Origin of the sequence: Streptococcus huangxiaojuni (genome assembly GCF_040930515.1) — a bacterium.
Lineage (GTDB): Bacteria > Bacillota > Bacilli > Lactobacillales > Streptococcaceae > Streptococcus > Streptococcus huangxiaojuni.
The window spans coordinates 1-25,983 of the sequence record NZ_JBFQEG010000001.1 but is presented as its reverse complement, the minus strand read 5'-3'; the positions used below and the strand labels follow the sequence as shown (position 1 = coordinate 25,983).

The window sequence follows — 25,983 nt, the reverse complement described above, 5'->3', positions numbered from 1 at the left end:
TTGAACATATAAATAAAATGTAACTTTTCAGCTGTCCCTTTACTGCCTCCTATTCTACCATATCTTCACAGCTCTTACTTCATCAGCCGGAACTGGATCAATAATAGCTTCTGGCACACCGCCAGGATAAGTCAAGCCGCCAGGCCGCCAAAAGTCATTACTACCTGCTTCATTACCATCTGGAAGGCGAAGATTGTCAACATGATCAAATTCTAATAGAACAGGGTGGTTTCCTAAACTGCCTTTTTCCAGTCCCAGAAGAGTTTCCAGCGTTCTGGGGTTACCATTTGCCTCTTTAATCATAGCTTCAGCAACATCCCGCGGTAATACAAAGGCACCATCATCACGACCGAATTGGCCAAACCTTTCAACATTGCTGGTATCTCTCGCAAAAGCAACGGCTCCGTTGTCGAACTGCGCCCGATGCTGACTTATATAATCTGAACTGAGATAAGTACTTGGATCAGGACGATTCCCCTTAGCAATACCAGTGATAGCAGACGACTGGCTTTCCGTCAGGCCGGGATTGGGGAAGTTTCTCTTTGTTGCCTGCCATTCAGATGACCGAGTTTCACTTTCCGGCATGTCCAAGTCTGATGGCTTGCTGGCTGATTTAGTGGCAGCTGTACTGCTGCCAGCAGAGGCCATATCAATCGCTGAGTTGGTTGGTTGGACGGGAATTCGTCATGTCAGTCTTATTGAGGTTATCTTTGGAAATGAGAAATATTAGAACGATTTGACAGTCACCTTTTACTCATTTTACAGCCTAAAAAAGAGAAAGCCATATTGGCCTCTCTCAAATCCTAAGGAATACTTACTGTAGAAAAAGCAAAACCACGGCATTTAATCAGCCAAATAAGATGCTTCCCTATGATAAGAGAAAATCATACTTAGATTGCACAGCCTCACTGTCAAGATGTACCCTTTTATCATTTGCCAAATAAGTTTTTAAATCAGATAACATCTCCGTTTTCTTTAAATATTGCTTATACTGAGTAAAGAATTCATCAATTGTCAATTCATCAACAGCCTCAATCGTTTCGGGCATATACTGTTCACCACTTTCAGAATAGCTTAAACGACAAATGTAAGCTACTGCATCAGCAATACAAGTCCAAATAGCCGAATCTGTAAGGCTATCAAGTTCAAAGTAAGTCAGAATATCTTGTTCATCTAAATTTTCCAACCGACTGTAAAGCAAATCAGGATCTATCTTTTCTCCAGATAAAAAACGGTTAGTCAGCTGTAAGGTGTCGTTGACAAATACAATATCTTCAGGTTTTGACAGATGGCTTACAATTGGCTCTGTCAAAACTTGCATAAAAAGAGCTAGATTCTTGTTAGTAGTCATTTTTCTTTCTCCTAATCAAATGTATTGTCCATTTTTTACACTAAATTCTAATCTGCCATTCGGTGTTATACCAGGAACAGAATCAGAAGTAACTTTTATCTCTAAATTAGGATATCGTTCACTGAGTTGTTTAATAATACCAGAAGGTTTGTTCGGATTGCCTAAACCACTTAGACAGGTTGGACAGACGCCTTTGGGATTTGATTGGTGCATTCTCAGTGTACCTGTAACTTCTTCAGGTTTCAACCCTACTTTTTTCACTGCTTCTACAAACTCATTAGCAACACCTTCTTCAGCATGTCTTGTAGCAGAAGCAATTTTTCCAGAGCTTCTTATTTCCCTGTTAGGCATGCTAGATTCAAGATCAGGTAGTCCAGCCTCTTTCCTTACTCTTGGTGATCCTCCTTCAAAAGTATAGCCTTCAAGTCCTTTGACATCAGTCTTTCCAACAGCAACAGTCTCAGTCTCAGGAACTCCCCATCTATCTCGTAGTGCTTGTAATTCTTTGGAAGCATCAGGCATAACTGAGTCTGAAGAACTTGTCTTATTCGCTCCGCTAACATCTGGTTTAGCTTTCGGCACGTCTATATCAGCTGGCTTGCTAGCTGATTTAGCGGCAGCTGTACTGCTGCCAGCAGAAGCAACATCTGTCGCTGCCTTGTTTGGCAGGTCAGCTTTGCCTGTATCAACATGCGATACATCGTTTCCTCTTGAACCAGATGATGGCTTGCCGTTGTCCCCCGTTCTTGGACGGCCAGTATCTGCTTTACTAGTGTCCACATGTGGCACATCAGAGCCAGAACGGCTTGAGGAAGAAGGGGAGGCCTGACTGCGGCCAGCAGAAGATGGAGCTTTATCAGTACCTGCCCTTGATTCTACACTATTATTCGATAAATCGCTATTCTTAGGGTTGGGTTTTGACGTTCTGCTGCTGGAGGCAGAAGCAGAATCCCCAGCTTTATTTTTAGGCAGCTCTGCATCAAGGTCTGAGGGTTTTGTCCTCGAACTGCTTGAGGCATCAAAGGCTGGTTTTTTGCTGGTGCTGCTACCGGAAACATCAGTCGTCGCTGTCTTGTTGGCGCTACGACTCTGAACCGCATTAGCGACACCTCTAGCCGCGAAATTCATCCCACGCCCTAAAGCAAAACCGCCCAAAGCTCTCAAAGGATCATCCTGCATATTATAGAGGGTGCTGCCAACATCCCACACATCGTCTGCGGCATTAACCCCCCGATTGATCGTCTGATAGGTCGCCGAAGCAGTTTTCCCGGTATTCAGCAGGGCCTTGCCATAAGCAGCTAAGCCGCCAGTAGCCGCTGTTACAGCGGCATCAACCCCTGCCATAATCCGGTCATCTGTATCCAGAACATCTCCTGTAATCATCGTCTCGCCGACAACCGCCTGATAGCCGCTGTCAGCCACTAAATAGGTCGTCCCTGCAGCGATGAGAAGGGGGGCCGCTGTTCCTCCGGACATAATACTACCTGCAATGATGGCGGCTGTCGCCAAGACTTTCCCACCGATATCCACCCACTTCAGCCAGCCTTGGTTATTCTCTTTCCAGGTTGAGCGCAAACGCTGGTACTCACCCAGCTGAGTCGGAAAAGTGGCTTCTACCAGCTCAGTATCACTCAAACCGCTGAGTTCATCATAAGCCTCTTTATCCTTTTTTTCCAGTTCAGCTAAATTTTCCTTGGCAATCTTTAGCTTGTTTTCATAAATATCCCGTGCGGCTGGAATAGGGGAATCCGGATTGTTTAGAATTTGTGCAAGGGTATAGTTCTCAGTTGTGGTATAGGTAGTGTTGGTATAGCCATAAGAGCTGTCATAGTTAGTCATGGTATGGGTTTCTTCATAGGTCAGGTATTTTGAATAGGCACTATCCCTTTCATTAACCTTATTCAAACCACCAAGGGTATTATTAAAGCTAAGAAGAATTTATTGAGTTAGGGGAAGTACAGAAGAAGATAATATAAATTAAAAATAAGCACTTCTGCTAATATACCGGTCTCTCAAAAGATCAGATACTAAAAATCTAACTTTTGAAACACAGTTACACAGAAGTACTTATTTTTCACAGTAGTAAGAAAGTAAAAGTTGAATTTTCATTTTTCGGATAAAGTTCTTTTTTAATCAGTCTTTCATGTCATCCCACACTGGTGAAGGATAGTCTGGAAGTAAACCATTTTGAATAGAGTTTCGGTTTATTTCCACCGTAAGATGCAATTTTTCCAAGAATTTTTCTTTAGCTTCTTCAAAATTAGTGACTTCTAATTTTTTATTATAACTAGCTCTATCCATAGTGGCATACACTAAATAAACTTGCTTTTCTCCATCATATTCTATACGTGTTTCCCATTCTTGTAAGCTACTATCTGAAAAAACAGAGTATCTTAAGCTATCATATCCTAAAGCATGAATTTTTGCCAAAATTTCAGCTCTTTCTTTATCTAACAATGACATCAAAATACCTCCCTTAATAATCCTAATTTTTCATACCAGCTGATAGAAGTGCCAAATTTAATTTGAGTCCCTCCGCCAGCACCAAACACTTCAGCAATAGTTCCTTTTTGTGGGTTTGCTATATCATCAAGAGAAAAATCGTGTTCTCTTATGAGGTTATCTCTGGAAAAAACAGAGGTATCTCCGCCTGCCTCTCTGAAGACAGAGAACCCCATATACTAGGCACATGACTGTCGTTAGCGCCGCCCTCAAAATACGTGCATCTATAATCCCGGCGGACTGTACTGATAAACTTTAACGCACTTCCCTTTACTATCAAAAACCATCACAAAATAGGCTTTATCATTATCATAAATCAAAGATAACGGGTTATCCCTTATCATATAAACCTCTTTGTTAGAATCAAGTATAGAGGAATCAAATTTACCATAACGTTTTTCAATCTCAGTTCTATTTTTGCCAATCATCCAATGGTTATCATATTTCCAGTAAACTCGACTATGGAAGTAAAGGAAAAGGGAAACAATGCAGACAATAAGAAAAAGAAATAAGGAGAGGATAATTTTCTTGTTATTTTTCACCATGAGCTTCTTTCTGCCTCCTCACACTACTATCACCTAAATTATAGTAGCGATCATAAAAACCGCTTTCATTTTCTTCACCAAGTCCCATATCAGCGCGAATAGCGCTTTCTCTCCAAGCTCCAAGCTTTGGCAAGTATCTAAATTTCGATTTCCAATCATCCACTGCATCAGCATGAAATTCTACCTCTGCAGCAAAAGAATTATAGTTAACATTCCCAGTTGATACGGCTAAAATGGCCTGCCGTTCATAATGAGTAAGATTATTGGGATCTTTTACTGTAACATCACCAGTCTCTGGATTATAGATATCATATCCGGCCTTTTCATTTAACTCCTCTAAATATTTTGGTATACGTCGTAATTTTTCTTTCTCTGTCAGTAATTGTTGAATTCTTGAGTCAGTACTTGCGTTTTTAAGATCTTCATCTATTTTGTCTATTTTGCTTAAGATATTATCCAGCGGTTGAGAATTAATTGTATTAGAACCATTATCCTTAATAACTTTATCAGTAAATAAGTCTGCCACTAAATAACTGCCATCACTGTCTGTATTTTTGAAATAATCAAGAATTGTACGGTCAGCATCTTGGTTTGTATCAGCAATCACCCTTTGGAATTCTTTGAAGAAGCGATCGGAATTTTTGATTGTATTGCTGCTATCTGAAAATTTAAATAACTCATTAATGTCAGTAGCAATAAATGGAATAGACACACCATGATTACCTTGAGAATCACCGAGCTCACGCATTTTGAGAACACTATAAGAATAGCCTTTTTCTCCTTTAACCCCATAGATGAAGTGGTCATCATAGACTTCATCAACTGAGACGGGATTCCCATCAATAATCACTTCTGTTTTCCCCATCGATTTTAATATCTCAGACACTGGTTTATTTATAACGAAGAAACCATCATCAGTCATTTCGATATCTTTCATGGTGATAGCGTCGCGAACTTCCTCAGGTAATGTATCATAGAACTCCTTTTTCTCCCATCCCTTATTAATGGGACCAGTCCACTGCAAATTCTCTTTACTCGGAATAGTAAAGCTGCCATTAAAAGCAGCAACGTCTGTCTGGAGCTGAGACAAACCGGTAGTGATATTAGTCTCCAAGTCCGCAATATCATCAAAGAAGCCTGATGAAGCCGCATCGTACTCCCTAAGCTTCCTAAGCTTTTCTTCCAGCTTCCCCTTCTCTGCCGTGTCGTCGTTTACAGCCGACTGCACAGAGGACTTGTTGGGATCATCTGCCTCCATCTTCCCCAATGTCGTATTATTGGCATCAATCGTAGACTGGTAGGCATCAATCTGTGCCGTTAGTGTATCCTCATCCAGATCCTCACTGCCAACATCCGATCGGTAACGGTCGGGCAGAAGCTGGGTATCCGTCTTAGCGGCATCAGCTAAGAGAATAAACCCTTTTGCCAGCGGAGTGACGACGGTACTGCCGTAGGTTTTGACATTGGTGTAAGCTTCTCCCTCTAAACCATCCGCATTAGCTAGATTCTCTATAGCGCTGATGATACTGTTAAAGCCTGAGGTATAATTATCAGCCAGACTGGCTACTGATGAGGCTTGAGTGTCTGAGCTGCCTAAGACCATTTTGACCATAGAATAATTGTCCTTTCTTTTTCCTTATCGGTAAGCCTTACAACATAAGATAAGTTTCTGAGAACTGCGCTTTTGCCAGAAGTAACCATTTCTCAAAAGTACCGATAGGAAGGAGCAGAGAGAATAAATGACTTTCTATCACTTAAAAAAGATCTAACCAATCGTTGACTTCCCACTATTTCAACAAACAGATAGGAGAAGCTTTTGTTGCTCCTAAATCAATCTTGATTGTCTTTTTTATCGGCCTGATTGTCAAGAAGATTGTAGTAAGACTTTTTCAAACTAGCCAATTCCTTTTCGTAGCTTTCTTTGGAATTTTGATAATCTTTTAGTCGTTTATCATTATGGTCTCCTATCAGCTGTCGTAAATGATTTTGTCTTTGCATGATAGTCGAAAATTTCATGGACTCTTCATGTGAAAGCTGGTAATAGTCCAACTGCCGTAACTGGGATTGTGCAATTTCAAAATTTTCGTCAACACTCTCCTGCGTTTTTTTTAACTCCGCATACGCATCTTCTGTCTGTTCCAGATTATGTCTGAGTTTGAACATCCTTTCCTCAAGATCTTCTGGCTTTAACTCTTTTCCTTTCTGCTCTGACATGTTTCTCCTCCAATGTTAAGCCTGAATTTCAGAATCAAGGGTATTGCACCCTCTTTTGTCCGATTCGTTTTCGAATCAATAAGAGTTACTTTCATATATAGCCCCTTGATTTTAAAATCAGTATTGCTAGTAAGCATACCCTAAAAGAACCGTTACTCTACCTGAACCTTCTGTAGAAAGGATATGATAAAATGGTGTATTTTGATCCATTCCATTTTGTTCCAAGGTCCACAACAGCCTTGCATAGGCTTCTTTTGTCAATTCCTCATAATTGTGGTCTACTGATGCCATAATAACATTATTGATTTCAAAATAAGATGAGAATGTCATCCCTTCAATTTGAATATTTTCTTCCTCTAGTGGTAAGAAAAACTCAATATCCATATAACCATCCTGCGGGACATTGTTGAGACTATAGACAATAGTACCGGCAGGATGACCTCCGGCAGCCACAACAGCAGCCATAAAAGCATCTAGCTCTTCTCTCATTTGGTTAACATGAAATTGTTTACGTTTTCGAATAACATTACGTGCTTCAAATAAATCCTCATTGGTTACACCTTGGGCTGCAATATACTCCATTAGTTTTCCTCCCAACTGCTATAAGCATCTACCACAACACTTGTTTCACTAGGATGATACAGGACATGGTAGACAGCTAAATTATCCAAAGACTTCCCAGAATATTTCGACGCTAAAGCCTCATAATACTCTGACAAATTATCAGATAAAAAGGTCGCAAAATCGTCACTCTCTATTAAAATTTTCTCTTCAAACAAAAGCGGTCCAACTTCTTCACCCGTTGGACTTATTTTATTGCCAAAAGTGGTGAAAATAGCTATAGATTCTAAATCAGAAAATGGGTAGCTTTTGAAATAAACAGGGCCATCTGAATATACCGTATCCAGCATTCCTTCAATAAAATCCTGACCTAAAGCGTAGATATCCCAACAGATCTCATCTGTCAAAGCACCTACTAGTCCTTCCTCCTTATAACCTACCATCTGTACAATGCTTAATGTTTTGGGTCTGATATTCATACCATTCTCCTAACTTTCTAAATAATATATGTGAAGCTTTAAATAACTTAATTTTTATTTTTCTTTGGATGCTTTCTGACATAAATAGCTGCATAAACTGCAGCTACTGTAACTGCAGGAAAAGCTGTGGTCATTAAAAGACCTAAGAAAACACCAAATATATTTTCGATATAGCGATATAGCCGGTTAATAGGGCTGGTACAAACAAGACCAAGCCAAAGATAGCGACAAAATTACGCTTCCATTCCCCTTTCTGATTCTTTTTGTGGACACCATAGGTTGCCTACTAGTTAAATTTCCGTACTTTTTCTTGATTCTTGAGCAGGTATACCAAGAATAGCTACTGCATGAGAGAAGAAAAAGGGAATATCATGACGGTATATAGATGGCTGAGCTTACAGAATATAATCTCTCATTGCCTACACACATGACTAAACCAATAAAGTTAAAGTCAAAAATATAAGAACAACGGGAAAAGCTTAATAATATAACCAAGGTTGGCCCCATCCTGAATCAAAGGCCCATGATATCTCTCATTTTTCATATTAGCCACCAAATAACCTTTCAAGCCAGATTTAACCGCACCAGTTCCTCTGATTTGTTCCATTTTTTATCCATAAGCTATGAAATCCCCATACCTAAAGCAGAAGACCATCTAAAGCGAATCCTCATCTGGGTGTTTTCTGATATAAATCGCTGCATAAACAGCATCCACAATAACTGCTGTCAGGGTAGATGTCATCAAAACTCCCAAGAAAAGGCCAAAGGCATTTTGGAGATAGCCTGTCAGCAGGGATGGGATAAACATCACTGCTCCAAAGGTAATCAAAAAATTATTGGCAAAGGCACTCTTTTTATCTTTAGTGCCTCTTTGATTAAACTGCCACACTTTGCCTTGGTTTTTAGGCAGGTAATACCAAGCGTAAAAGCCACAGGATATTAAAAAGAGAAGTAGAATGGAAAAGGTATAAAATACAGAAGGTAACGAGTAAATTTTAGGGTGGGTAGTTCCTGAACCAATGAACAACAATAAACCCATAGAGTCCAAATTAAGGACTAGAATTACTAAATTAACAGCAATCAAACCATAAGTAAAACTTTGAAAGCGATAGACTACCCTTTTCATCCACGATAGTAATATGCTAAAAATATTTACAAGAATACAGATACAGAATATTAACTTAAAAAGGCCAACTTTATCATTATATATGCCAAATATTGTCATAAACAAGGAAAAAAAGAAATTTATCCATGAACAGAGAGGAAGATACCCCAGACTAACACCATTGGTAATCAGGGGGCCGTGATAGCGCTCTCTAGGACTTACTGCTGTTTGTTTTCTCTTTTTCATCAGCTAAACCACCCCGCTACTTTTTTAAATCCACTGCCAATGGCATTTGTGGCGCTTTTCAAACCGTCTTTTGCTAAATCAGTGGCAGATTTTCCACCGAACCAATCTTGTTCCATGAGCATTGATATCCCTATCCCCGCTGCAGCCCCAACAACAGTTCCAACAGGGCCGCCGATCATGGTTCCGATAGCAGCACCGGCTGCAGCTGAACCAGCACCCGAAACAGTGTCAACTCCTTGATCAACCACAAAGTTTCGAATCTTTTCCCCCACGGAAGAGCTCTTATCATCGAAGAAATTCTCCTTGATGTTGCCTCCAATATTCAAAACTGTTCCGACAGCACCAAGTCCTTTAACTGTTTTTCCAACTTTTGTCAGTTTAGAAGCATCTTTCCAATTGAAATCGTCCCATACTTTCAGAGAAGACTTAAAGTTGCTCTTAGCCGAATTCGCAGCGTCTCCAAGGGCATTTTTCCAACCTGTTGTCCTGACACCTCTGCCGATATCAGTCTTTCTAATATCGGCTTCTTCTCCCATGATGTTCTTAAATTTTTTGGCCCTCCTATTTACATAAACACGGCCAGTGTCTCGGTTGTAGAGGTTGGCTGGTTTTTTATAACCACCTATTTTGACACGCCCTGCAGCATCAACAGTAACTTGGCGGCCGTTGATAAAACGCATTTCTCCCTTATAAGTGACATACTTATCATAAAGCGTTACGGCATTTTCACTTATACCAACTGGTTTTTCCCCTGAAATGAGCCAATCTAAGGCTTCACTATAAGAGATTCCAGCTTCATCAGCCAATTCTTGAGCTGACTGTTCAATATCAACTTCAGCAAGTTTAGCGTCTTTCGCTTCAACAACTGATTTATCCAATGTTAGTCCAGGGTGCTGTTTTTGATAGGCTTCTATTGCTCTGGCTTCTTCCTCAGTCAGTTCTTCTCCTTTCTGAGCCTTGGCAATGGCCGACTGATAATTCGTATAAGTCTCAAAATTCTCATTGATACTATCAGCCCACTGCAAATTCTCCTTACTCGGAATAGTAAAAGTGCCATTAAAAGCAGCGACGTCTGTCTGGAGCTGAGACAAACCGGTATTGATATTAGACTCCAAGTCCGAAATATCATCAAAGAAGCCTGATGAGGCCGCATCATACTCCCGAAGCTTCCTCAGCTTTTCTTCCAGCTTCCCCTTCTCAGCTGTGTCGTCGTTTACAGCTGACTGCGTGGATGACTTATTGGGATCATCTGCCTCCATCGTCTCCAATGTCGCATTATTGGCATCAATCGTAGACTGGTAGGCATCGATCTGGGCCGTTAGCGTATCCTCATCCAAATCCTCACTGCCAACATCCGATCGGTAACGATCGGGCAGAAGCTGGGTATCCGTCTTAGCTGCATCAGCTAAGAGAATAAACCCTTTTGCCAGCGGAGTGACGACCGTACTGCCGTAGTTTTTGACATTGGTGTATGCCTCTCCCTCTAAGCCATCCGCATTAGCTAGATTCTCTATAGCGCTGATGATACTGTTAAAGCCTGAAGTATAATTATCAGCCAGACTGGCTACTGATGAGGCTTGAGTGTCTGAGCTGCCTAAGACCATTTTGACCATAAAATAAATGTCCTTTCATAAGATACAAAGGCCGTTTAAAAATCCGTATGAAAATGGCGGTAAATCCGAAATCTCTGATTTCGCAGACATACCCCTGCCAAGACGACTAGAAGGATGCTGTCGGCTGTCAAGACGACAAAGCCTTCAGGCGGCTACGGCTTTTCTAATCAATTGCTGTTACAAAGCATGGTTATACCATCTTTTTCACTAGGATTTTAGGCCGTGTTCAATTCCAGTAGCAAATTTCCTTGTATTATTGAAACAGCGAGAATATCAAAGCTGTATCCACTTGGCTTAATTAAAAGCCTCACTGTCTGCTTCTGTCCCAGCTGTTTCTGATCCGGACCCCGCCGTCTCATTGGCGTTAGCAGCGTTGGAACGGTTGGTCGCTGCAACCGAGGAATCCCAACCGGTTAATCCTGATAGGCTTTGGGCTATTTGGGCATCGTTGGTTTGGAAATTGCTGTCAATTTGTGTAATACAAGCTGAAAAGTTCTCAGTTGCGCTAGCAATTTGGTTAGCAGAGTTTGAAAGATTGTCAATAAGAGGTGAGGCTTTGCTGACGTTGCCCGTGATGGTAGAATCTCCATCTTTAGTGGCAGCACTGTAACCAAGAACAGTCGTTGTTCCTGTACTAATAGCATTCGCAGCACTGCTTGCCTGCCCTGGATCTGATTTAATTGTTCCCATCGTTTAATCTCCTTCCGGCTTTGTAATTTTCACTAATTGTTCCTTCCTGCGATTATGCAGGTAAATAGTATCTATGCTGAGATAAGGTTCCTTAGAATTATAGGTTTTCGGTAAGAAAACCTGATCAATCATCCGCATGCCAAATAGAAAGTGACTGGCATTTTGGCGATAATATTTTGGTATATCTCCTGCATTATTTCCCAAATATGACAATGGACTGCCTGCAAATAGATGCATCTGAACCTTAGGACCATGTTCAAATATCGTTTGAAGCATATCCAAATCTAAATTGGTCTGAGAGACAAAGCTCTGAAAATCAGGAATAATCCCAAACCATTCTTTATAGGCTTCATCCGTTGTTTCACGTCTTTCTAATTCTAAAATTAACTGGTTTAAGCGAGAAGTTACTTCTTTTGGTTCTGTAACGTAAGTTTTAACCTTATCAGCTAAATCTTCATAAAATTTCTCAGTATCAAACAGCATAATTGATTTATTCTCTAACAAGCTTAATACATCAATTAGATGTCTAGTTATATTGACAAGGTGTTCATCTGTGTCAGAAATCATGGCGACGTGTTTCAGACGCGTTAGAGGGATGGTGACGTTTTCCACGGTTTCCGTATTGAGTCCGATAGGCAAGGCACCATTGCTAATGTCAAATTGAACACTGGATCGTAATCGGAAATCTTGTAATGTTAATAACTCTGGAACTAAGGCGATCGGCTCTGGTCGCTGTCCAGTCCAATCGCGATCCATCTGCTCAATTTTTTCTTGCAGAGCCATTAAGACATCTTGCCCTGTCTTCCCATAAGCTGGCAGGGCTGTTTGAAATATTTCTGGATTATCATAGCGTATCAAACCGCGTCCTGGGATATCTTCCATTGTGTAATTATGCCGGCCAATAATACTTTTGGAATCACTTTCCTCGGTTATTTTCAAAATTATCCGCTCTCGCATATTAGCCTGTAGCGCTCCTTTAAGAGCCGACAGTCGGCCAGCTGTGATAACGACCGTAATACCTAGAGCGTTACCATCTCGAGCTAACAGCTGGATTAAGGCTTCCATAGCATCATATTGCGGATTATCCTTCAAGCCTTCAAAATTATCTAGAATGATGATAATCTGCGGATAAACATGTCCTTGCTCACGATACATTGCACTATTAGCCACGCCCTGTGCTTTCAAGAAATCTTTACGGTCAGTCATAACTGTATTCATGCGGCGCATAAATTTAGATATTTTTTCCTCATCATCGGCAGTAATAAGATCTGCCACATGCGGTAAATCTCTAAGCGGTAGAAGACCATTAGTTCCAAAATCCAGCAGGTAAAAATGAATTTCCTCAGGCGTATGGCGGGTCGCTAGAGACATGATTAAAGTCTGTAAGAAGGTAGATTTCCCCATGCCTGGCTGAGATAACAACAAAAGATTCCCCTGTAATACAGGATTGTAAATCGCTACTCGTTGTGCTTGTTCATTTGGAATATCTACAAGCCCCAGACAAGCATCATAGGCAGTATATCCCTCTTTGTACAGTTCCTCCAAATACACTCTCTCTTCTAGTGGCGGCAGCCAAGGCTGAGCCAGTTGCTTAATCCCTAACTCTTTAGTTAGAGTTTGAATACGATTGACCACTACGCCCAGCTCCGTTGGAACTTCTCGAATATCATCGACTTCTTCCAAGCCTGAAAGATCGTCATTGAGAACTTCATACTGTCCCAGATTATTGATAGCATATATGGTATTGTCTTCAATCCCTTGGTCAGTCTTATCCGGTTCATAATCCGCGCCGGACCAGGCTGACTGGAAGAGTTCATAGATTTCGTTATTGCCAACCTGCAGATAGGCCCGGCCAGCTTGGGTAATATTAGCTGCATCAGATGTTTTCAGCATTTCCTGTGAATCGGCTCGTTCCGCTACTTTCAAAGCGATTTTAAAGCGGGAGTTGGACCAGATCTGGTCATTGACAACACCGGACGGTTTTTGCGTGGCCAGAATCAAGTGAATCCCGATAGACCGACCGATCCGGGCGGTCGAGACCAGCTCTGTCATAAAGTCCGGCTGGTCGGCCTTCAGTTCGGCGAACTCATCGGATATCAAAAAGAGATGGGGCAGAGGTTCATCAACCTCTCCTAGCTGATATTTTTTCTGATATTGATTAATGTGATTGACTTCCGCTTGGGCAAAGAGATTCTGCCGGCGTCTGAGCTCGGCTTTTATGGAAGCTAAGGCGCGCATGGACTGGTTGCCATCTAGGTTAGTGATGGTGCCAAGCAGATGTGGAAGGTCTTTAAAGAGATTGGCCATGCCCCCGCCTTTATAGTCGATTAAAAGGAAGGCGACATCGTGCGGGTGAAAATTGACCGCCAAACTCAGAATATAGGACTGAATGAGTTCTGACTTCCCTGAACCTGTCGTCCCTGCGATAAGACCATGAGGGCCGTGAGCTTTTTCGTGAAGGTTAAGGTAAACAATATCATCCTGCCCTCTTAAGCCTAAGGGAACAGCCAGACTCTTATAAGGGTTGTTCTGTTCCCAGCGCTCAGGCACCCTCAGTCCTTGAAAATCTTCGGTCTGATAAAGCTCCAAAAAGGTGACCGATTCAGGGATGGAAGATTTCAGGTTCTGCAGATGGTTGAGCGGCGCTAGGCGACGCGAGATACTTTCTTTATCAAAATTTTCAGGGAAATGATCCAGAGCAATATCTAAATTCTTCAGCTCCCCTTCTTCAATCACCAGCTCAGCATAGTTAACGTCTTTGATGTCGATAATGGTTTTAACATTTTCAGATAGCGAGCTGAGCACGTCTTGGACAAAAATAACACTGCAGCCCAACTCTGTCGGGTCTTCATTAAAGAATTCCATAATCCCATGATCAAGGGTCAGCTTTTCATCTGTGATCAGGACAACATAGTGCGGGGAAAAAAGAATATTTTCCTGGCCGTTTTTTTGGGTCCTTTTCTGAGTCTGACGGTCTTTTAAAATCTGGTTGAGACTGTTTAAAACTTGATCGCGGGTCCTTTGATTATAGACAAAGCCGCGGACATTAAGCTCTTGGAGCCTAGCGTGAGGCAGCCAGCGCAGCCAGTCCCATTCAGCCTTTTCTTCTTCAGGAAAAATAGGAATAAACTGGACATCATGATAGCTGTGAAAGAAAGCCAGCTGAGTCAGCATGAGCTGAAGCTGCTCAATCACTAAAGCGCGCTCGCCAATGTAGCCGACAGGCCCATTAACCAGATTGGCTATAACAGGGACATCTGAAACCTTGCGGTTGCGTTCATAAAGCGCAAACCCTTCTTTTTCCAAATCATCTGTCTTTTTATTGCGTTCTTTTTCCGAATAAGCCAGTTTATAAGAAGGTTTAATCCTCCCCAGACCTAAACGGTAATAGAGAAAGTCAAAATGAAGCGGTGTTTTTTCATAGATGCGGTGATGGTATTCTTTAAGAAGGCTATCTATAGCAGGTAAATCCGGATAGTGATAAAGACGGCCCTTGCGGTATTCTTCTGCTTTTTTCCGTAGTTCTATCGATTTATCTGACAAATAAGCTTGATAGCTCTCAATCCGATCTGCTAAATCAATTTTATACTGCTTACGATTTCTGATATAGTTGGAAATGGAGAAAACCAGTGTCACTGCCGACATGGAAATCGTCATCAGGATATAGATCCCCCGCGGCTGAATCAAGGTAATCAAAATGGTAATCCCAATCATCATCAGCGGCGGAATAATCAGTTTAAGAAGCTGATCGGTTGGTTTTCTGGGCTCCTGAGGCGGCGCCTTGACTTCCAACTTTTCCTCTGAACCGCGGTAAATCAAACGCGGAGAACGATGGTAATCCGGATAGCCTGGATAAAAATGATAGCGGGACTCAGTCCGTTTAATCAGCTGACCTGATATCCCGCTTTCTCCCCAAAGATGCAGTTCATCATTTAATAATTTTATTTTTTTACTGCCAAAAGTGACCTCATCGCCAAAAGCCAAATCAATCTTATCTTGTCTCAGCTTTTGATTATTGATATAAACAGTCCCTGCAAAAACAGATAACTCCCAGCTAGAAGTCTTTTTGAAGAACAGCAGCTGAACATCTTCATTGTCAAAAAGCAGATCATCTGGATTAACAGAAATGCGCTGCTTATCTAACACATCAACCACTGTAGATGGTTGATCCTGTAGTTTTTCAATCCGAATACGGTCTGTTAAATCAGCGGGCAGCTCCAAAGGCTGAGGCTGGTCATCAGCAAACTGATAAAACAATGATCCCTTTTGACAGGCAATCACTAGGGGATGGGAGAGCTCCGCCAGATAAACTGAGGCATTGGCATCGTTGCCTAAGACAAAATGCTCTCCATCACCATCTATAGTCAGTTCATAGCGCAAATCTCCGATATAAATCGGTAAATAACCTTTCATTGCGAACGTCCTTTCCTCCTATTTGCCGGAACTGCTGCTTGAAGCATCCGATTCATCATCGCCGCCGTTAATCGCTGCCTGACGTTCCTCATTATAGGTCTCATAATCAGATTGGAGCGACTCCAGTTGCTCTTCACGTTCACTCCCTGATAGAGAACTGTCGTTTTTGACCTCTTCGATTTTTTGAGCGATGGCGTAGATGATTAAATCATAATCCTCCAAACGTATGGAAATATCCATAGCCTCGTCGTTGTTGGCCCGCCCGATTTCAATCCAGTAATCCAAAAGCAATTCATCAGATTTAAGGGAAATGTTGTTTAAGACAGCAGAGCGCTGTTCATCAGAAAAGTTCAAATTCTGAATATAAGAATAAGCCAGCTCATACTTCTGCGTGAAGGGCATGCGATTCAGCTCAACCGATTTTAGGGTTGAGACAACACCAGAATAGTCTACTTTTAGAAATTGCTGATCGGCATCCAGCATTTTTTGCTGAAAGGGCATCTGCAGGAAAATGACATAAACCAGCGGAATCATTAATAGAAAGGACAGAGCAGAAAACCAGACAGTCAAATATTTAAACCGTTTGTACTGACGGCGGGGCACTAAGCTAAGAGTAGCATTCTCATCAGCCAGTACTTCTTCAAAGCTTTTTGTCAAATCAGTTCTGAGCTGAGCAAGTGAACCGCTTGCCACTGCTTCCTCCAGAAAAGGCGGAATGTCCTTGATGACCTCCAAAGCACCTTGGTACAAATCCTCAAAATGATGGTCTGTAAAAAGTGTCAAAATAGCACATTTGACCTGCCGCAAAAAATCCTGTTCAGAAAGACTGTCAGGTTTCATAATCTCCGGCAAAGCCCGATAAGCGATCTTGGCAATGCCATTTTTTGTAAAAAAGAGATTGGCCGGATCGATAAAAAAGGTAATCGGCAGTGTCAGGCAATCAGCCAAATCCGTTATATTAAGCGCAGCCCGTATCTTTTCAGACAAGCGCCTCTCTTTTAAAGCAGCGTAGCTTATTCCGTTTTGCTCAACAGTGTAAGTGAAGGTCACTGTTTCTTTATCCCAAGTACTGGTCTGAGGCAGCAGGAGCGGGTGCTCAATCTCAAGCAGACGAACCTGCTCAACTGCCTGCGTAGCAACATCAGACCGCTTGAGGGTCAAAACCCACTGACTATCTGCCTTGTCAAAAGAAAAAGTCTGCTGGTCAAATTTGATTTCTTCCTTAGTCAAGTGCGCCATCCTCCATAATTTCTAAGAGATCCCCTGTTGTGACAGGATAATCTTTAAGGACCTTCCCTTCATCCAGAATCAGCCCCTTATTGACAACACGAATCTGATACTTTTTTCGAACCTGTGTCTGGTTAAAAATCGTATCCAGTTCCTTAATCAAATGGCTGACTTCCATATTTTCAGGGAGGCGTATATCGGCTCTTTTCCCTTTGTTTAGTATGGTGATATTAATATGCGAATCCATCTTCAGTCCCCTTTGCTGATGCGGTAACTGCCAATACCGGCTGCAGCTAAAACAAGAATAAGCAGGCCGGTGTAGACAGCCAGCAGGGTAAAACTGTCTACAGACAGCCCGACCTGTGAGTCTGTATCCTGCGTTTGGTGCCTAGCATAATTGGGGCTGATTTCAGCCTCCAAAAAAATAGCTGCTGTGTCCAGAGCCGGTTTTTTGACTTCCTGACCGCTAAATAAACTATTGAGAACAGCTTGGTCATTCTTTGCTTTACTATCTTTATACTGTTTAAACTGCTCTTTGCTGTCCTTTTTGAAAAGCTGGGCAGTCAAATCGGAAAGACTGCCCAAACTGTCTGTTTCTTCGCGTTCCAAACGCTCATCATCAAAGACTAGGTTATTATCTTTTATTTTTTCGGCAGCACTGGCCTGCCCAGCTCCTAAATTGAACAACAATCCGATAAACAGCAGCCATTTCGCTATTTTCATGATTTCAATTCCTCCCGGCTCAGCTTATCTTTTAAACTTGGCAGAGACATATTCAAGGCAAGGACAAGCACCACCAGCAGGAGCAGAATAAAGATACTTCCTGCGCTGACCATATTACCCGCAGACAGGTTGGCAAACAGATTTTCACTGTAAGCCAGTATATTCAGACGCTTCACAAGAGACAAGCCACCTCTGACAGCAACAGTCGTCCCAATAGCACCTGTCATATAAATATAACTCAATAACATAAAGAGTGCCAAGCCCATACCGAGAACACGGAGATAGTTGATTAGCAGATACTGTCCCAGAATTAAAATCAAACTTAAAAGGATGGTTAGAAAAATCCAGGCAGGTAAAGCCGAACGGTCAACAGAGAGCTGCTGAGCAGAAACAGCGCCTAAAACAATTCCCATAAGCAGAGACACTCCAATAAGCAAACCAACACTGACTAAATCAGACTGGTTGAGAGAGCTGAGCTTATATCTATCTTTTATCCGTTGGAAAACAGTTTGTGTGCCAAAAACATAGGCCGTAAACAAAGTGATAATTTCAATCAGCAGAATCCAAGTAAATGGACGGAAAACGTCAGCTGTAGCCTGAGCGGACTGAGCTGATTTTTTCACAGGATTGGATAGGAAATTGAGCAAGGTTTCATTAGCAACCCCATTATTATAGGCATTATTGAAGACTTTGGAGAAAGCATCGACAAAATCGCCGTTAAGCTCTAGTTCATCATTAAATTCTTTCATCAAATCATCAGCTGTTCGAGAAAGAGCCTGGCTGTTGGCCTGAGCAGCATCCACTTCATTTTTGAAAGTCTGAAAACTGCTGTTGACCCCTTGTGCGCTGCTGACTCGCTGAGCAGATTCCGCTCGCATCGAAGCAGAATCTGCCTGCAGTCTTCTCAGCTGCTCAGCCCTGTCACTGTCCAAACTGGAGCTAGACGATGAGGAGTTGCCTGCAGATTGGCTGCTGCCGCCCGCTCCAGAAGAACCGTCTGCGGACTGACCCGTATTCAAATCATTTTGAAGATTTTCCGTTTTTGCAAGCAGGTCAGTGATTTGAGTTGAGAGATTGGTCTGATTATCTGTCAGTGCTTCCAAATTCTCTTGCAAATTCTTTTTTGTCTTTTCAATTTCCGGCAGAGAAGTTCCATCAGTACCGCCTCCGTAAGCAACTGTTAAACTGTTAATCACGGCTTCCTGCAGATAGGTACTGATATTCATATCAAGGATTTCACTAAGCGGCTGCTCTTTCCCATCTTTAGTCGGTGCAACAGTCTCAATAATAGTATCGGCAGTGCCGTAAGCATCCTTAACTTCTTGAACAAGAGCACTGTAGGTTTCAACAGCTTTGACATAATCATCATTGATATAAGGGCTGAGGTCAACCGGAATCGTTTGTTTAATTTCAGATCCCTTATCTGGAGTTACAGTGATAACGATATTTTGCACCGTATCAAGATCAGCCGGTCTGCTCTTATAAGTATAGGCTATTGAAATGTTATTGTTACCAGCCGTCAGCGCTGCACTCGAACCTTCTCCAACCGTTTGACCATTAATCGTAATAGACGTAACAGCAATCAGATCGCTGGGGAAATCAACACTTACAGCTGCGTTACCGGCATTTCCGGCATTATCCGTTTGAATAATCCTATAGGTTTGCTTCTTATAGGCTGCCGGACTGTTAATAGGATCGCTCCCTTCCCGGTCAGGATTTTGAGGACTGTTTGCATCAGGTTCCGTATTTTCATTATCTGCAGCATTGCCGTTACCGTTTTCTGCTTGATTTTCATCTGCTGCATCGCTGTCTGAAGCAGGATTATTATAAACATAAGTGGCTTGACCGCTTTTACCGTCTACAGAATTTTCCGCAGCTTGATCCAGATCTTTCTTAGCCTCTGTTAACCTGTTTCTGAGATCAGTGTTCATTTCGCTGTTACTGTAGCGCTCTTTGGCATAATCAGCATTTTTAAAAGAAATTTTAGTGCTCTTTAGGCCGCTCAAATCTGTTTCAAGACTGTCTGTATCCAAGGTCGGCAGAGTATTGATAACGGCTTGAACTGCCTCTTCCTGCGTTTCTATATCGTCAATATAGTCCTGACCATCACCGTCTTTTTGTTTCGCCAGAAAATCTCTGAGCGTGATAGGTTCATCAGCTTTTTTATCGTAATAAGCAGCCAGTTTTTCGACAATACGGTCTCTGGCAGCTTTTGTCTCATCGTTTATCTCGGATTCGATGGTGTTTAATTCGTCCTCTAAAGAAGCAATTTGCTTTTGCAAATCTTCAATAAGAAGATTATATGACGAATCTGTCTCCTCATCCGTTTCTGTCGGCCCGACAATACCGTTTTCTGTCTGTTCCTTCTCACCAAGAAGTCTCTGATTAGCCTGAACAAGATCAGCTAACTTTTGCAGTTCGGTTCTCAACTCATCATTGCTCATGCCAATCCCAGTATTTGCTACATTGCCGGGAAGTGAGCTGTCAGGTTCAGGAGATGTCGTATCAGAACTGCTGTTTTCTGTTTGCCGGCTCACTGGCCTATCAGCAGTTTCAGATGAACTGCTGCTAATACTATTATTATAAGAAGCATTAAGCGATTCCAACAGGCTTGTATTGGCCGAGAATGAAGCATCAGCTAAACTGACTAATGGCGAAAAGGCATCCGGAAAACTAAGCACCGGCTGGTAAAGCCCGTTAGTGTAGCTGCCAATATTGGCCGATTGTAATTCTGAGAGAGCCAGAACATTTTGCTGAGCCGTATAAAGATTCCCCAAAATACTAGCCATGTACATATTTACCAGCTGGCTGTTCAAATCATCAACAATATCAGCTCCCAGTTCACTGGCTTTTGTTTCAACCTGCCGGTTGCCATTAGCATTCACCTTATAGGTCACCAAGGCTTGGTTAGCCGTCAGACTGTCTATATCTAAAACTTTGGAAGAAAAATTACTGGGAATGATGACCATCAGCTGATATTTACTGGCTGCCAGACCATTTTCTGCCGCTCCGCGGCTGGTCACTGTCCAGTTATTCGAATCGTCCTTTTCCAAACTCTTAACATAGCTGGCCCCCAGCTGATAACGCTCTCCGGCTTGGCCGGCAACTGACTGATCCTCGTTAACCAGAGCAACATTGAGCTTGTCCTGCCCTTGATTTCCCTGAGAACTGTTATTTTGCTGCACAGCCCTATTTAAAAGGAGGACAGCACCCAGCATTAAAGTTATAAATAAAAGGTACTTTCCGTATTGTAAAAATTTAGTGATTCTCATTTTTTTATTCCCTGATAAATAAGAAAAGAGGAAGAAGTTTCCGCCTTCCCCCTCTTATGTTATAGTCAGAAACTATTGACCGATTTTTGAAGCAATGTCTTGGTCTGTTTGTTCAATAGTATCAGCAACTGAATTCAGTTGTGTTTGAATATCTTCTAACAATTGCGAGAATTGCTTGATTTTAGGCGATAGTTCATTGAATTGTACTTCAAAGCTGTCAAATGCTGAACCTGACCAGTTTTCACTGATAACAGCCTGTTCATTTGTCAAAGTTGTCAAAATTTGGTCGATGTCGGTAGCACCTGTTCCATACTTTTGTGAAGAAGTACGCAGTTCTTCAGGAGTCAGTTTAATTGTAGCCATAAAGTAAAATCTCCTTTTCTTTATAAAAAATACATTCTCATTATAACTTACTCAAATCAAAAAACAAGGCACTTTTCTTAAAGTTAACTTAAACACAACATTGTCGTAAAAAAAGCGAAAAAGTTTCTTTTTTGTAATCAAAATATCATTTGAAAAAATGTATTTAAAATAATTAGATTAAAACAAAAAAATAATAAATCCCAACATACGCTAATTTACAAACTTTTTCTATGGCAATTTGATGAATGTTATCTTAGGGAATAAGATAAAACCGAAGACGTTTTTCAGTAATCATAAACTGAATCATTCTCAAAGCTTGTGGAACTGAACACACCCTAAAATCCTAGTGAAAAAGATGGCTGCCAGCATGATGCAAGACATCACTTGCCATCCCCTATTTTCATACGGATTTTTTAACGAGCTTTGTATCTTGTGAATTGAACACACCCTAAACGCTGCGGGAAAAAAGCATGGTCAAATATAGAACTGATTTCACAGTTAGGCAGCCGTAAACGACTGAAGGCTTTGCAGTCTTTGCAGCCTGCCGCACCCTTCTAGCCGTTCTGGCAGGGGTGCGCAGACGAAATCACAGATTTCTGGCTTACCGCCTATTTTCCTTTTGCGTTTTTAACGGGCTTTGTATCTTATGGAATTGAACACGCCCTAAACGCTGCGGGAAAAAGATGGCCTGACTTAGAATCTGGCGATTCGTCAGTCAGTCCCCTATTTTCCTTTTGCGTTTTTAACGGGCTTTGTATCTTATAAATAAAAAGGCGAGAACAAAATTTGTTCTCGCTCATACTTAGCCTCTGTTTTTAAAAATGATTGAGCAGTTCCAACAGACCTAGGCCCAGCAGCTGGTCAAAGATGAAGATAACAATCGTGAAAAAGACCGTATACTCCATAACTGACAGAAAGTCCTTCCAGCGCTGTTTGCGGCCAGGCCAGGTTGTTTCTTTTAAAATCGTGAAAACACCTTTAATAAATGCCACGGGTTTCTCCTTCCATTGGGAAACAGCATTCGCTCTTTCCTCTGATATAATCGACTAGCGGGTCTCTTTATGCAGCGTGTATTTTTTACAGTATTTGCAAAACTTCTTAACTTCTAACCGTACGGGTCTGGGCGTGCTGCTGATTTTTATGGTATAGTTGCGGCTACCGCAGACCGTGCAGGCCAGACTTGCTTTTTTCTGTGCCATAATGCCTCCGTCGGTCTTTATTCTAACACGATTCAGCATTTCACGCAAGCTATCTGAAATAATCGATGATATTATCCCACAGCTCCTTGGCCTTCTCTTTAATGCCGTATTCCTCTACAGCATCTTTGATACTTTGACTGGCTTTATCAGCCGACTCTTTGATACTGTCAATAATGCTCTGCGAATCATTGGCTGTGGTGTCATTGCTGTCGTCTGCATCATAAACCAGACTTTCACCGTTTTGCAGATAAGCATTCTCAACCTTAAAATCCGTTCCGTCCGTATAAGGCAGAATGTAGGAGACCTGAGTGCTGAAAATATAAGAGGCCGTCCCGGAGCTAGCATCGCTGAGATAATGGTTTTCGTCTGTCTCATTAAAGCCCAACCACTGGCTGATAACCACATCGGGTGTATAGCCGATTACCCACTGGTCTCCACTTAAATCTGGGTTGAAATCTGTTTCTGTGGTACCTGTTTTACCGGCAAGAGTGTAGCCGTAAACATTAGCATTGACTGCTGAACCGTTGGAAAAAGTCCCCAGCATCATGCTGGTCATTTTGTTGGTTACCGACTGACTGAGCACGCGTTTGGACTTATCTTTATGCTCTTTAATCACATCGCCGCTGGCCGTTTCAATACGGGTAATGAGGTGGGCAGTATGCATAACCCCTCCATTAGCAAAGGCTGCATAGGCCTGAGCCATCTCCAGCGGATTGGTCGTCATACTGCCACCCAGCGCAACACCCAGCTCCTTGCTGGCAGTGTCCATATTGAGCCCAAACTTTTCACCGTAAGAGAAGGCCTTGCTGATTCCCAGCTTATCCAGAGTATAAACAGCAGGAATGTTGTAAGAATTGGCTAGGGCCTGATACATAGGTATATTTTCCGATTCATAACCGCCGTAATTAGTCGGCGCATAACCATCATAGTCAATCACCGAATTAGGCAGTTCTCTGTCAACACTCCAGCCGGCTGCAATCGCCGGTGCATAAACAACCAGCGGTTTAATCGTTGACCCCGGGCTTCTTGAGGACTGGGTAGCATAGTTAAAACTTCTGAAAGAAACATCCTCAGTACTGTTGACCCGGCCTATCAAGCCTCGGACACCGCCGGTAGCTGGATCAAGAGCCACACTGGCCGCCTGAGCACTGGTTCCATCATAAGCCGAAACAGGAAACAGACTGTCATCATCAAAGGTGATCTGCATACCGGACTGATAATTCTGATCTAACTCCGTATAAATCTTGTAGCCGTTATTAACAACATCCTCTTCTGACAGGCCGTAAACCTCTATAGCTTCATTGACTACTGCATCAAAATATGAGGGATACTGGTAATCATCAGATTTGCCGACATAGGTGTCAGCCAGCTGATTGCCGAGACCTACAGCCGCGGCTTGGTCCGCAGCTTCCTGCGTAATCTTTTCGGCGGCCACCATATTAGCTAAAACTGTATCTCGGCGGTTAGTAGCATTTTCAACAGAATAATAAGGATTATAAACCTCAGGTCCTTTCAGCATGCCGGCCAGAGTAGCCGCTTCATCCAAACTGAGATTGGCTGCACTGGTCCCAAAATATTTCTGACTGGCATCTTCAACACCCCAGACTCCATTGCCAAAATAAGCATTATTCAGGTACATGGTAAGGATTTCATCCTTGCTGTATTTTTTAGTCAGCTCCAAAGCCAAGAAAAATTCCCGAGCCTTACGCTTGATAGTCTGGTCCTGAGTCAGGTAGGCATTTTTAGCCAGCTGCTGAGTAATGGTTGACCCCCCGCCGAATTTTCCAAAGGTCACAACGGCCAAAAGGAAGCGCGGAATATTGATTCCGTTATTGCTGTAAAAGCTCCTGTCTTCGGTCGCAATAACCGCATTTTCCAAATCATCAGAGATAGCGTCCAACTCCACATAACTTCCTTTTTGTCCGGACAGACTGCCAGCGTACTCTTCATTGCGGTCATAAATAACAGTCGTAGCTTTCAGCGCTTCCTGCAAATCAGAAACTTTAGCCGTCTTTGCCAAATAAAAGAGGTAGGAGCCTATCACTAAGACAAAAACAGCTCCTATAATCAGCAGAATCTTGCCAATGCGGTAGCGTCGCCAGAAACGACGAATAGGACTTTTAGGGGATGGCACAAAACGGCTCAGGGTCTGCAGCCAGGCCGGACGCTCTCTCTCCTTTTCACGGTAGCCGCGGCTGCGCTGATAGGCACTCTCTCTGGTCCCCGCAGCTTCTTCTCTTTCACTGGCGGCAGGGTCCTCTTTTAAACTGTCATCTTGGAAAATCTTGGTTTCATCCAGATTATCCTGATCAGAAGGCGCTGCTGTTCCATCATCGAACTGAGACCTTCCCTCAACAGGATTTTGGTCTGATCGTTTTGGGAAAAACTTTTTTTTCAGTAATTCAATAATCGTCATAGCTCTATTATATCACCACCCCAAAAAATTATCTAACACTACCTGTAATATACTATTATAACAAAGCATTATCCCAAAAATAATTCTTCTTCAAAAAACAACCATTTACTATATATTTTTACTTCTTTCTACATTTTTTGGTTACTTCATTCCTGGGAATCTAACTCTACTTCACTTAGTTTTTTAAAACTATTTTGCTGCATCGAAAAAAGCGACTAGATTTCTCTAGCCGCCTTTCTTTAATTTCCATTAACTTCAGATGCATTTTTTATCAAAGATTTATACTTATCAGAACCTTCTTCAACATATGTCTTTCCATCAAAAGAAATCGTCTCATTATCATAATTTCTTCTTCATAAAACACCTCTTCTAAAATTAAAATAAATCAGAATAACTACCAGTTCTCAATAAATTTAAAATCAACTTATCATCATCAATCCGATAAATCAAAAGCCAATCAGGCTGAATATGACATTCTCTGACACCCTTATAATGTTTGCTAACAGTCAACCGATGATCTCTATATTTTTCTGGTAAACCATTTCCCTCTACTAAAATCTCTAAAACTTCTTCTAGCTTAGAAGCCTTAAACCCACGTCTCAAAGCTAATTTATAATCTTTTTTAAACTGATTATGATATTTGATTTTAAGCATCTAAACTCTCCAGCAAACTTTTAACATCAGTAAACTCTTCACTCATATTAACTCCCTCGTAAAATAAGTTTATGGGGATTTTCAATCCCAAGTGTTAACAATTTTATAGCTTGACTATTGCAAGGTTTTCCAGAACAATAGAGTCATGGAATGGACTCATGGTTGTTTCTTTCTCTCCTTGTTGCTTAGACTTCATTTTAAAGTCTGTTACCCAAGCCTTGTCCCTACTTCCAACACACTAGCTGTTTCCACGACACTCACTTCTGTACCTAGTAGGGTACATGCGGCAGCTGAGCCAGTGACTAGAATTCTCTTATGCGAGGCTGTTGGTACAAGGTGTTTCTGGGGAACCTTACAGTAGTCAAGAAAACTTCCAAATCCAATTGAAAGGAGACCTTCCAAATGAAATG

General features: G+C 41.9%; 22 protein-coding genes. All 22 read right to left on the bottom strand.

Annotated features, from left to right (window positions below):
- Window positions 1-54: 54 nt before the first annotated feature.
- The 22 genes from AB3329_RS00110 to AB3329_RS00005 all read right to left on the bottom strand — a co-directional run bounded on the left by AB3329_RS00110 (window position 55) and on the right by AB3329_RS00005 (window position 25,573).
- A complete protein-coding gene (locus AB3329_RS00110) occupies window positions 55-648 on the bottom strand; it encodes a hypothetical protein (protein ID WP_368393710.1) in 594 nt (197 codons plus the stop codon).
- A 220-nt stretch (window positions 649-868) separates the two neighbouring features.
- A complete protein-coding gene (locus AB3329_RS00105) occupies window positions 869-1,351 on the bottom strand; it encodes an Imm6 family immunity protein (RefSeq protein ID WP_368393709.1) in 483 nt (160 codons plus the stop codon).
- A 15-nt stretch (window positions 1,352-1,366) separates the two neighbouring features.
- The gene (locus tag AB3329_RS00100) at window positions 1,367-3,256 is read right to left on the bottom strand and encodes a hypothetical protein (protein WP_368393708.1); all 1,890 of its coding nucleotides are present in this window, start codon (window positions 3,254-3,256) and stop codon (window positions 1,367-1,369) included.
- A 228-nt stretch (window positions 3,257-3,484) separates the two neighbouring features.
- Entirely contained in the window at window positions 3,485-3,814 is a 330-nt protein-coding gene (locus tag AB3329_RS00095) for an Imm59 family immunity protein (RefSeq protein ID WP_368393707.1), read from the bottom strand.
- 570 nt (window positions 3,815-4,384) lie between these two features.
- Window positions 4,385-6,010: a T7SS effector LXG polymorphic toxin gene (locus AB3329_RS00090; protein WP_368393706.1), complete on the bottom strand. Its 1,626-nt coding sequence runs from the start codon at window positions 6,008-6,010 to the stop codon at window positions 4,385-4,387.
- Window positions 6,011-6,228: 218 nt separating this feature from the next.
- On the bottom strand, window positions 6,229-6,612 hold the full coding sequence (locus tag AB3329_RS00085) for a hypothetical protein (protein ID WP_368393705.1): 384 nt from the start codon (window positions 6,610-6,612) through the stop codon (window positions 6,229-6,231).
- Between the two features lie 126 nt (window positions 6,613-6,738).
- Window positions 6,739-7,194, bottom strand: coding sequence for a DUF5085 family protein (locus AB3329_RS00080; protein WP_368393704.1), 456 nt, complete (start codon window positions 7,192-7,194; stop codon window positions 6,739-6,741).
- Window positions 7,194-7,652 carry a hypothetical protein gene (locus AB3329_RS00075; protein ID WP_368393703.1) on the bottom strand — a complete coding sequence of 153 codons (459 nt, stop codon included), beginning with the start codon at window positions 7,650-7,652 and terminating at the stop codon, window positions 7,194-7,196. Before AB3329_RS00075 ends, AB3329_RS00080 begins: the two co-directional genes overlap by 1 nt.
- Before the next feature lie 451 nt (window positions 7,653-8,103).
- Complete coding sequence (locus AB3329_RS00070; RefSeq protein ID WP_368393702.1) at window positions 8,104-8,259, bottom strand: hypothetical protein; 156 nt, start codon at window positions 8,257-8,259, stop codon at window positions 8,104-8,106.
- 48 nt (window positions 8,260-8,307) lie between these two features.
- The gene (locus tag AB3329_RS00065; RefSeq protein WP_368393701.1) at window positions 8,308-9,003 is read right to left on the bottom strand and encodes a hypothetical protein; all 696 of its coding nucleotides are present in this window, start codon (window positions 9,001-9,003) and stop codon (window positions 8,308-8,310) included.
- Window positions 9,003-10,616 carry a T7SS effector LXG polymorphic toxin gene (locus AB3329_RS00060; RefSeq protein WP_368393700.1) on the bottom strand — a complete coding sequence of 538 codons (1,614 nt, stop codon included), beginning with the start codon at window positions 10,614-10,616 and terminating at the stop codon, window positions 9,003-9,005. The genes AB3329_RS00065 and AB3329_RS00060 overlap by 1 nt, the downstream gene beginning before the upstream one ends.
- A gap of 294 nt (window positions 10,617-10,910) precedes the next feature.
- On the bottom strand, window positions 10,911-11,306 hold the full coding sequence (locus AB3329_RS00055) for a TIGR04197 family type VII secretion effector (RefSeq protein ID WP_368393699.1): 396 nt from the start codon (window positions 11,304-11,306) through the stop codon (window positions 10,911-10,913).
- Between the two features lie 3 nt (window positions 11,307-11,309).
- Window positions 11,310-15,719 (bottom strand): type VII secretion protein EssC, encoded by a 4,410-nt coding sequence (gene essC / locus AB3329_RS00050; RefSeq protein ID WP_368393698.1) that lies wholly within the window; start codon window positions 15,717-15,719, stop codon window positions 11,310-11,312.
- A gap of 18 nt (window positions 15,720-15,737) precedes the next feature.
- Window positions 15,738-16,949 carry a type VII secretion protein EssB gene (gene essB / locus AB3329_RS00045; RefSeq protein WP_368393697.1) on the bottom strand — a complete coding sequence of 404 codons (1,212 nt, stop codon included), beginning with the start codon at window positions 16,947-16,949 and terminating at the stop codon, window positions 15,738-15,740.
- The gene (locus tag AB3329_RS00040; protein ID WP_368393696.1) at window positions 16,942-17,193 is read right to left on the bottom strand and encodes an EsaB/YukD family protein; all 252 of its coding nucleotides are present in this window, start codon (window positions 17,191-17,193) and stop codon (window positions 16,942-16,944) included. The genes essB and AB3329_RS00040 overlap by 8 nt, the downstream gene beginning before the upstream one ends.
- Window positions 17,194-17,195: 2 nt before the next feature.
- Window positions 17,196-17,669, bottom strand: coding sequence for a type VII secretion protein EssA (essA, locus tag AB3329_RS00035; RefSeq protein WP_368393695.1), 474 nt, complete (start codon window positions 17,667-17,669; stop codon window positions 17,196-17,198).
- A complete protein-coding gene (gene esaA, locus AB3329_RS00030) occupies window positions 17,666-20,941 on the bottom strand; it encodes a type VII secretion protein EsaA (protein WP_368393694.1) in 3,276 nt (1,091 codons plus the stop codon). The genes essA and esaA overlap by 4 nt, the downstream gene beginning before the upstream one ends.
- 72 nt (window positions 20,942-21,013) lie before the next feature.
- A complete protein-coding gene (locus AB3329_RS00025; protein ID WP_116878179.1) occupies window positions 21,014-21,304 on the bottom strand; it encodes a WXG100 family type VII secretion target in 291 nt (96 codons plus the stop codon).
- Between the two features lie 815 nt (window positions 21,305-22,119).
- A complete protein-coding gene (gene secE / locus AB3329_RS00020; RefSeq protein ID WP_067059813.1) occupies window positions 22,120-22,296 on the bottom strand; it encodes a preprotein translocase subunit SecE in 177 nt (58 codons plus the stop codon).
- Window positions 22,297-22,350: 54 nt separating this feature from the next.
- The gene (gene rpmG / locus AB3329_RS00015) at window positions 22,351-22,503 is read right to left on the bottom strand and encodes a 50S ribosomal protein L33 (protein WP_368393693.1); all 153 of its coding nucleotides are present in this window, start codon (window positions 22,501-22,503) and stop codon (window positions 22,351-22,353) included.
- A 49-nt stretch (window positions 22,504-22,552) separates the two neighbouring features.
- Window positions 22,553-24,919, bottom strand: a complete 2,367-nt coding sequence (pbp2a, locus tag AB3329_RS00010; protein ID WP_368393692.1) for a penicillin-binding protein PBP2A — start codon at window positions 24,917-24,919, stop codon at window positions 22,553-22,555.
- A gap of 375 nt (window positions 24,920-25,294) precedes the next feature.
- Window positions 25,295-25,573, bottom strand: coding sequence for a type II toxin-antitoxin system YafQ family toxin (locus AB3329_RS00005; protein ID WP_368393691.1), 279 nt, complete (start codon window positions 25,571-25,573; stop codon window positions 25,295-25,297).
- Between the last annotated feature and the right edge of the window lie 410 nt (window positions 25,574-25,983).

What these genes read in the sequence shown, in the direction of transcription:
- AB3329_RS00110 (WP_368393710.1), bottom strand. Translation starts at nt 648, where the DNA reads ATGGCCTCTGCTGGCAGCAGTACAGCTGCCACTAAATCAGCCAGCAAG.
- AB3329_RS00070 (WP_368393702.1), bottom strand. Translation starts at nt 8,259, where the DNA reads ATGGAACAAATCAGAGGAACTGGTGCGGTTAAATCTGGCTTGAAAGGT.
- AB3329_RS00060 (WP_368393700.1), bottom strand. Translation starts at nt 10,616, where the DNA reads ATGGTCAAAATGGTCTTAGGCAGCTCAGACACTCAAGCCTCATCAGTA.
- essC (WP_368393698.1), bottom strand. Translation starts at nt 15,719, where the DNA reads ATGAAAGGTTATTTACCGATTTATATCGGAGATTTGCGCTATGAACTG.
- esaA (WP_368393694.1), bottom strand. Translation starts at nt 20,941, where the DNA reads ATGAGAATCACTAAATTTTTACAATACGGAAAGTACCTTTTATTTATA.
- AB3329_RS00095 (WP_368393707.1), bottom strand. Translation starts at nt 3,814, where the DNA reads ATGTCATTGTTAGATAAAGAAAGAGCTGAAATTTTGGCAAAAATTCAT.
- AB3329_RS00085 (WP_368393705.1), bottom strand. Translation starts at nt 6,612, where the DNA reads ATGTCAGAGCAGAAAGGAAAAGAGTTAAAGCCAGAAGATCTTGAGGAA.
- rpmG (WP_368393693.1), bottom strand. Translation starts at nt 22,503, where the DNA reads ATGGCACAGAAAAAAGCAAGTCTGGCCTGCACGGTCTGCGGTAGCCGC.
- AB3329_RS00065 (WP_368393701.1), bottom strand. Translation starts at nt 9,003, where the DNA reads ATGAAAAAGAGAAAACAAACAGCAGTAAGTCCTAGAGAGCGCTATCAC.
- pbp2a (WP_368393692.1), bottom strand. Translation starts at nt 24,919, where the DNA reads ATGACGATTATTGAATTACTGAAAAAAAAGTTTTTCCCAAAACGATCA.
- AB3329_RS00040 (WP_368393696.1), bottom strand. Translation starts at nt 17,193, where the DNA reads ATGGATTCGCATATTAATATCACCATACTAAACAAAGGGAAAAGAGCC.
- AB3329_RS00080 (WP_368393704.1), bottom strand. Translation starts at nt 7,194, where the DNA reads ATGGAGTATATTGCAGCCCAAGGTGTAACCAATGAGGATTTATTTGAA.
- essA (WP_368393695.1), bottom strand. Translation starts at nt 17,669, where the DNA reads ATGAAAATAGCGAAATGGCTGCTGTTTATCGGATTGTTGTTCAATTTA.
- AB3329_RS00005 (WP_368393691.1), bottom strand. Translation starts at nt 25,573, where the DNA reads ATGCTTAAAATCAAATATCATAATCAGTTTAAAAAAGATTATAAATTA.
- AB3329_RS00105 (WP_368393709.1), bottom strand. Translation starts at nt 1,351, where the DNA reads ATGACTACTAACAAGAATCTAGCTCTTTTTATGCAAGTTTTGACAGAG.
- AB3329_RS00025 (WP_116878179.1), bottom strand. Translation starts at nt 21,304, where the DNA reads ATGGCTACAATTAAACTGACTCCTGAAGAACTGCGTACTTCTTCACAA.
- AB3329_RS00075 (WP_368393703.1), bottom strand. Translation starts at nt 7,652, where the DNA reads ATGAATATCAGACCCAAAACATTAAGCATTGTACAGATGGTAGGTTAT.
- AB3329_RS00055 (WP_368393699.1), bottom strand. Translation starts at nt 11,306, where the DNA reads ATGGGAACAATTAAATCAGATCCAGGGCAGGCAAGCAGTGCTGCGAAT.
- AB3329_RS00090 (WP_368393706.1), bottom strand. Translation starts at nt 6,010, where the DNA reads ATGGTCAAAATGGTCTTAGGCAGCTCAGACACTCAAGCCTCATCAGTA.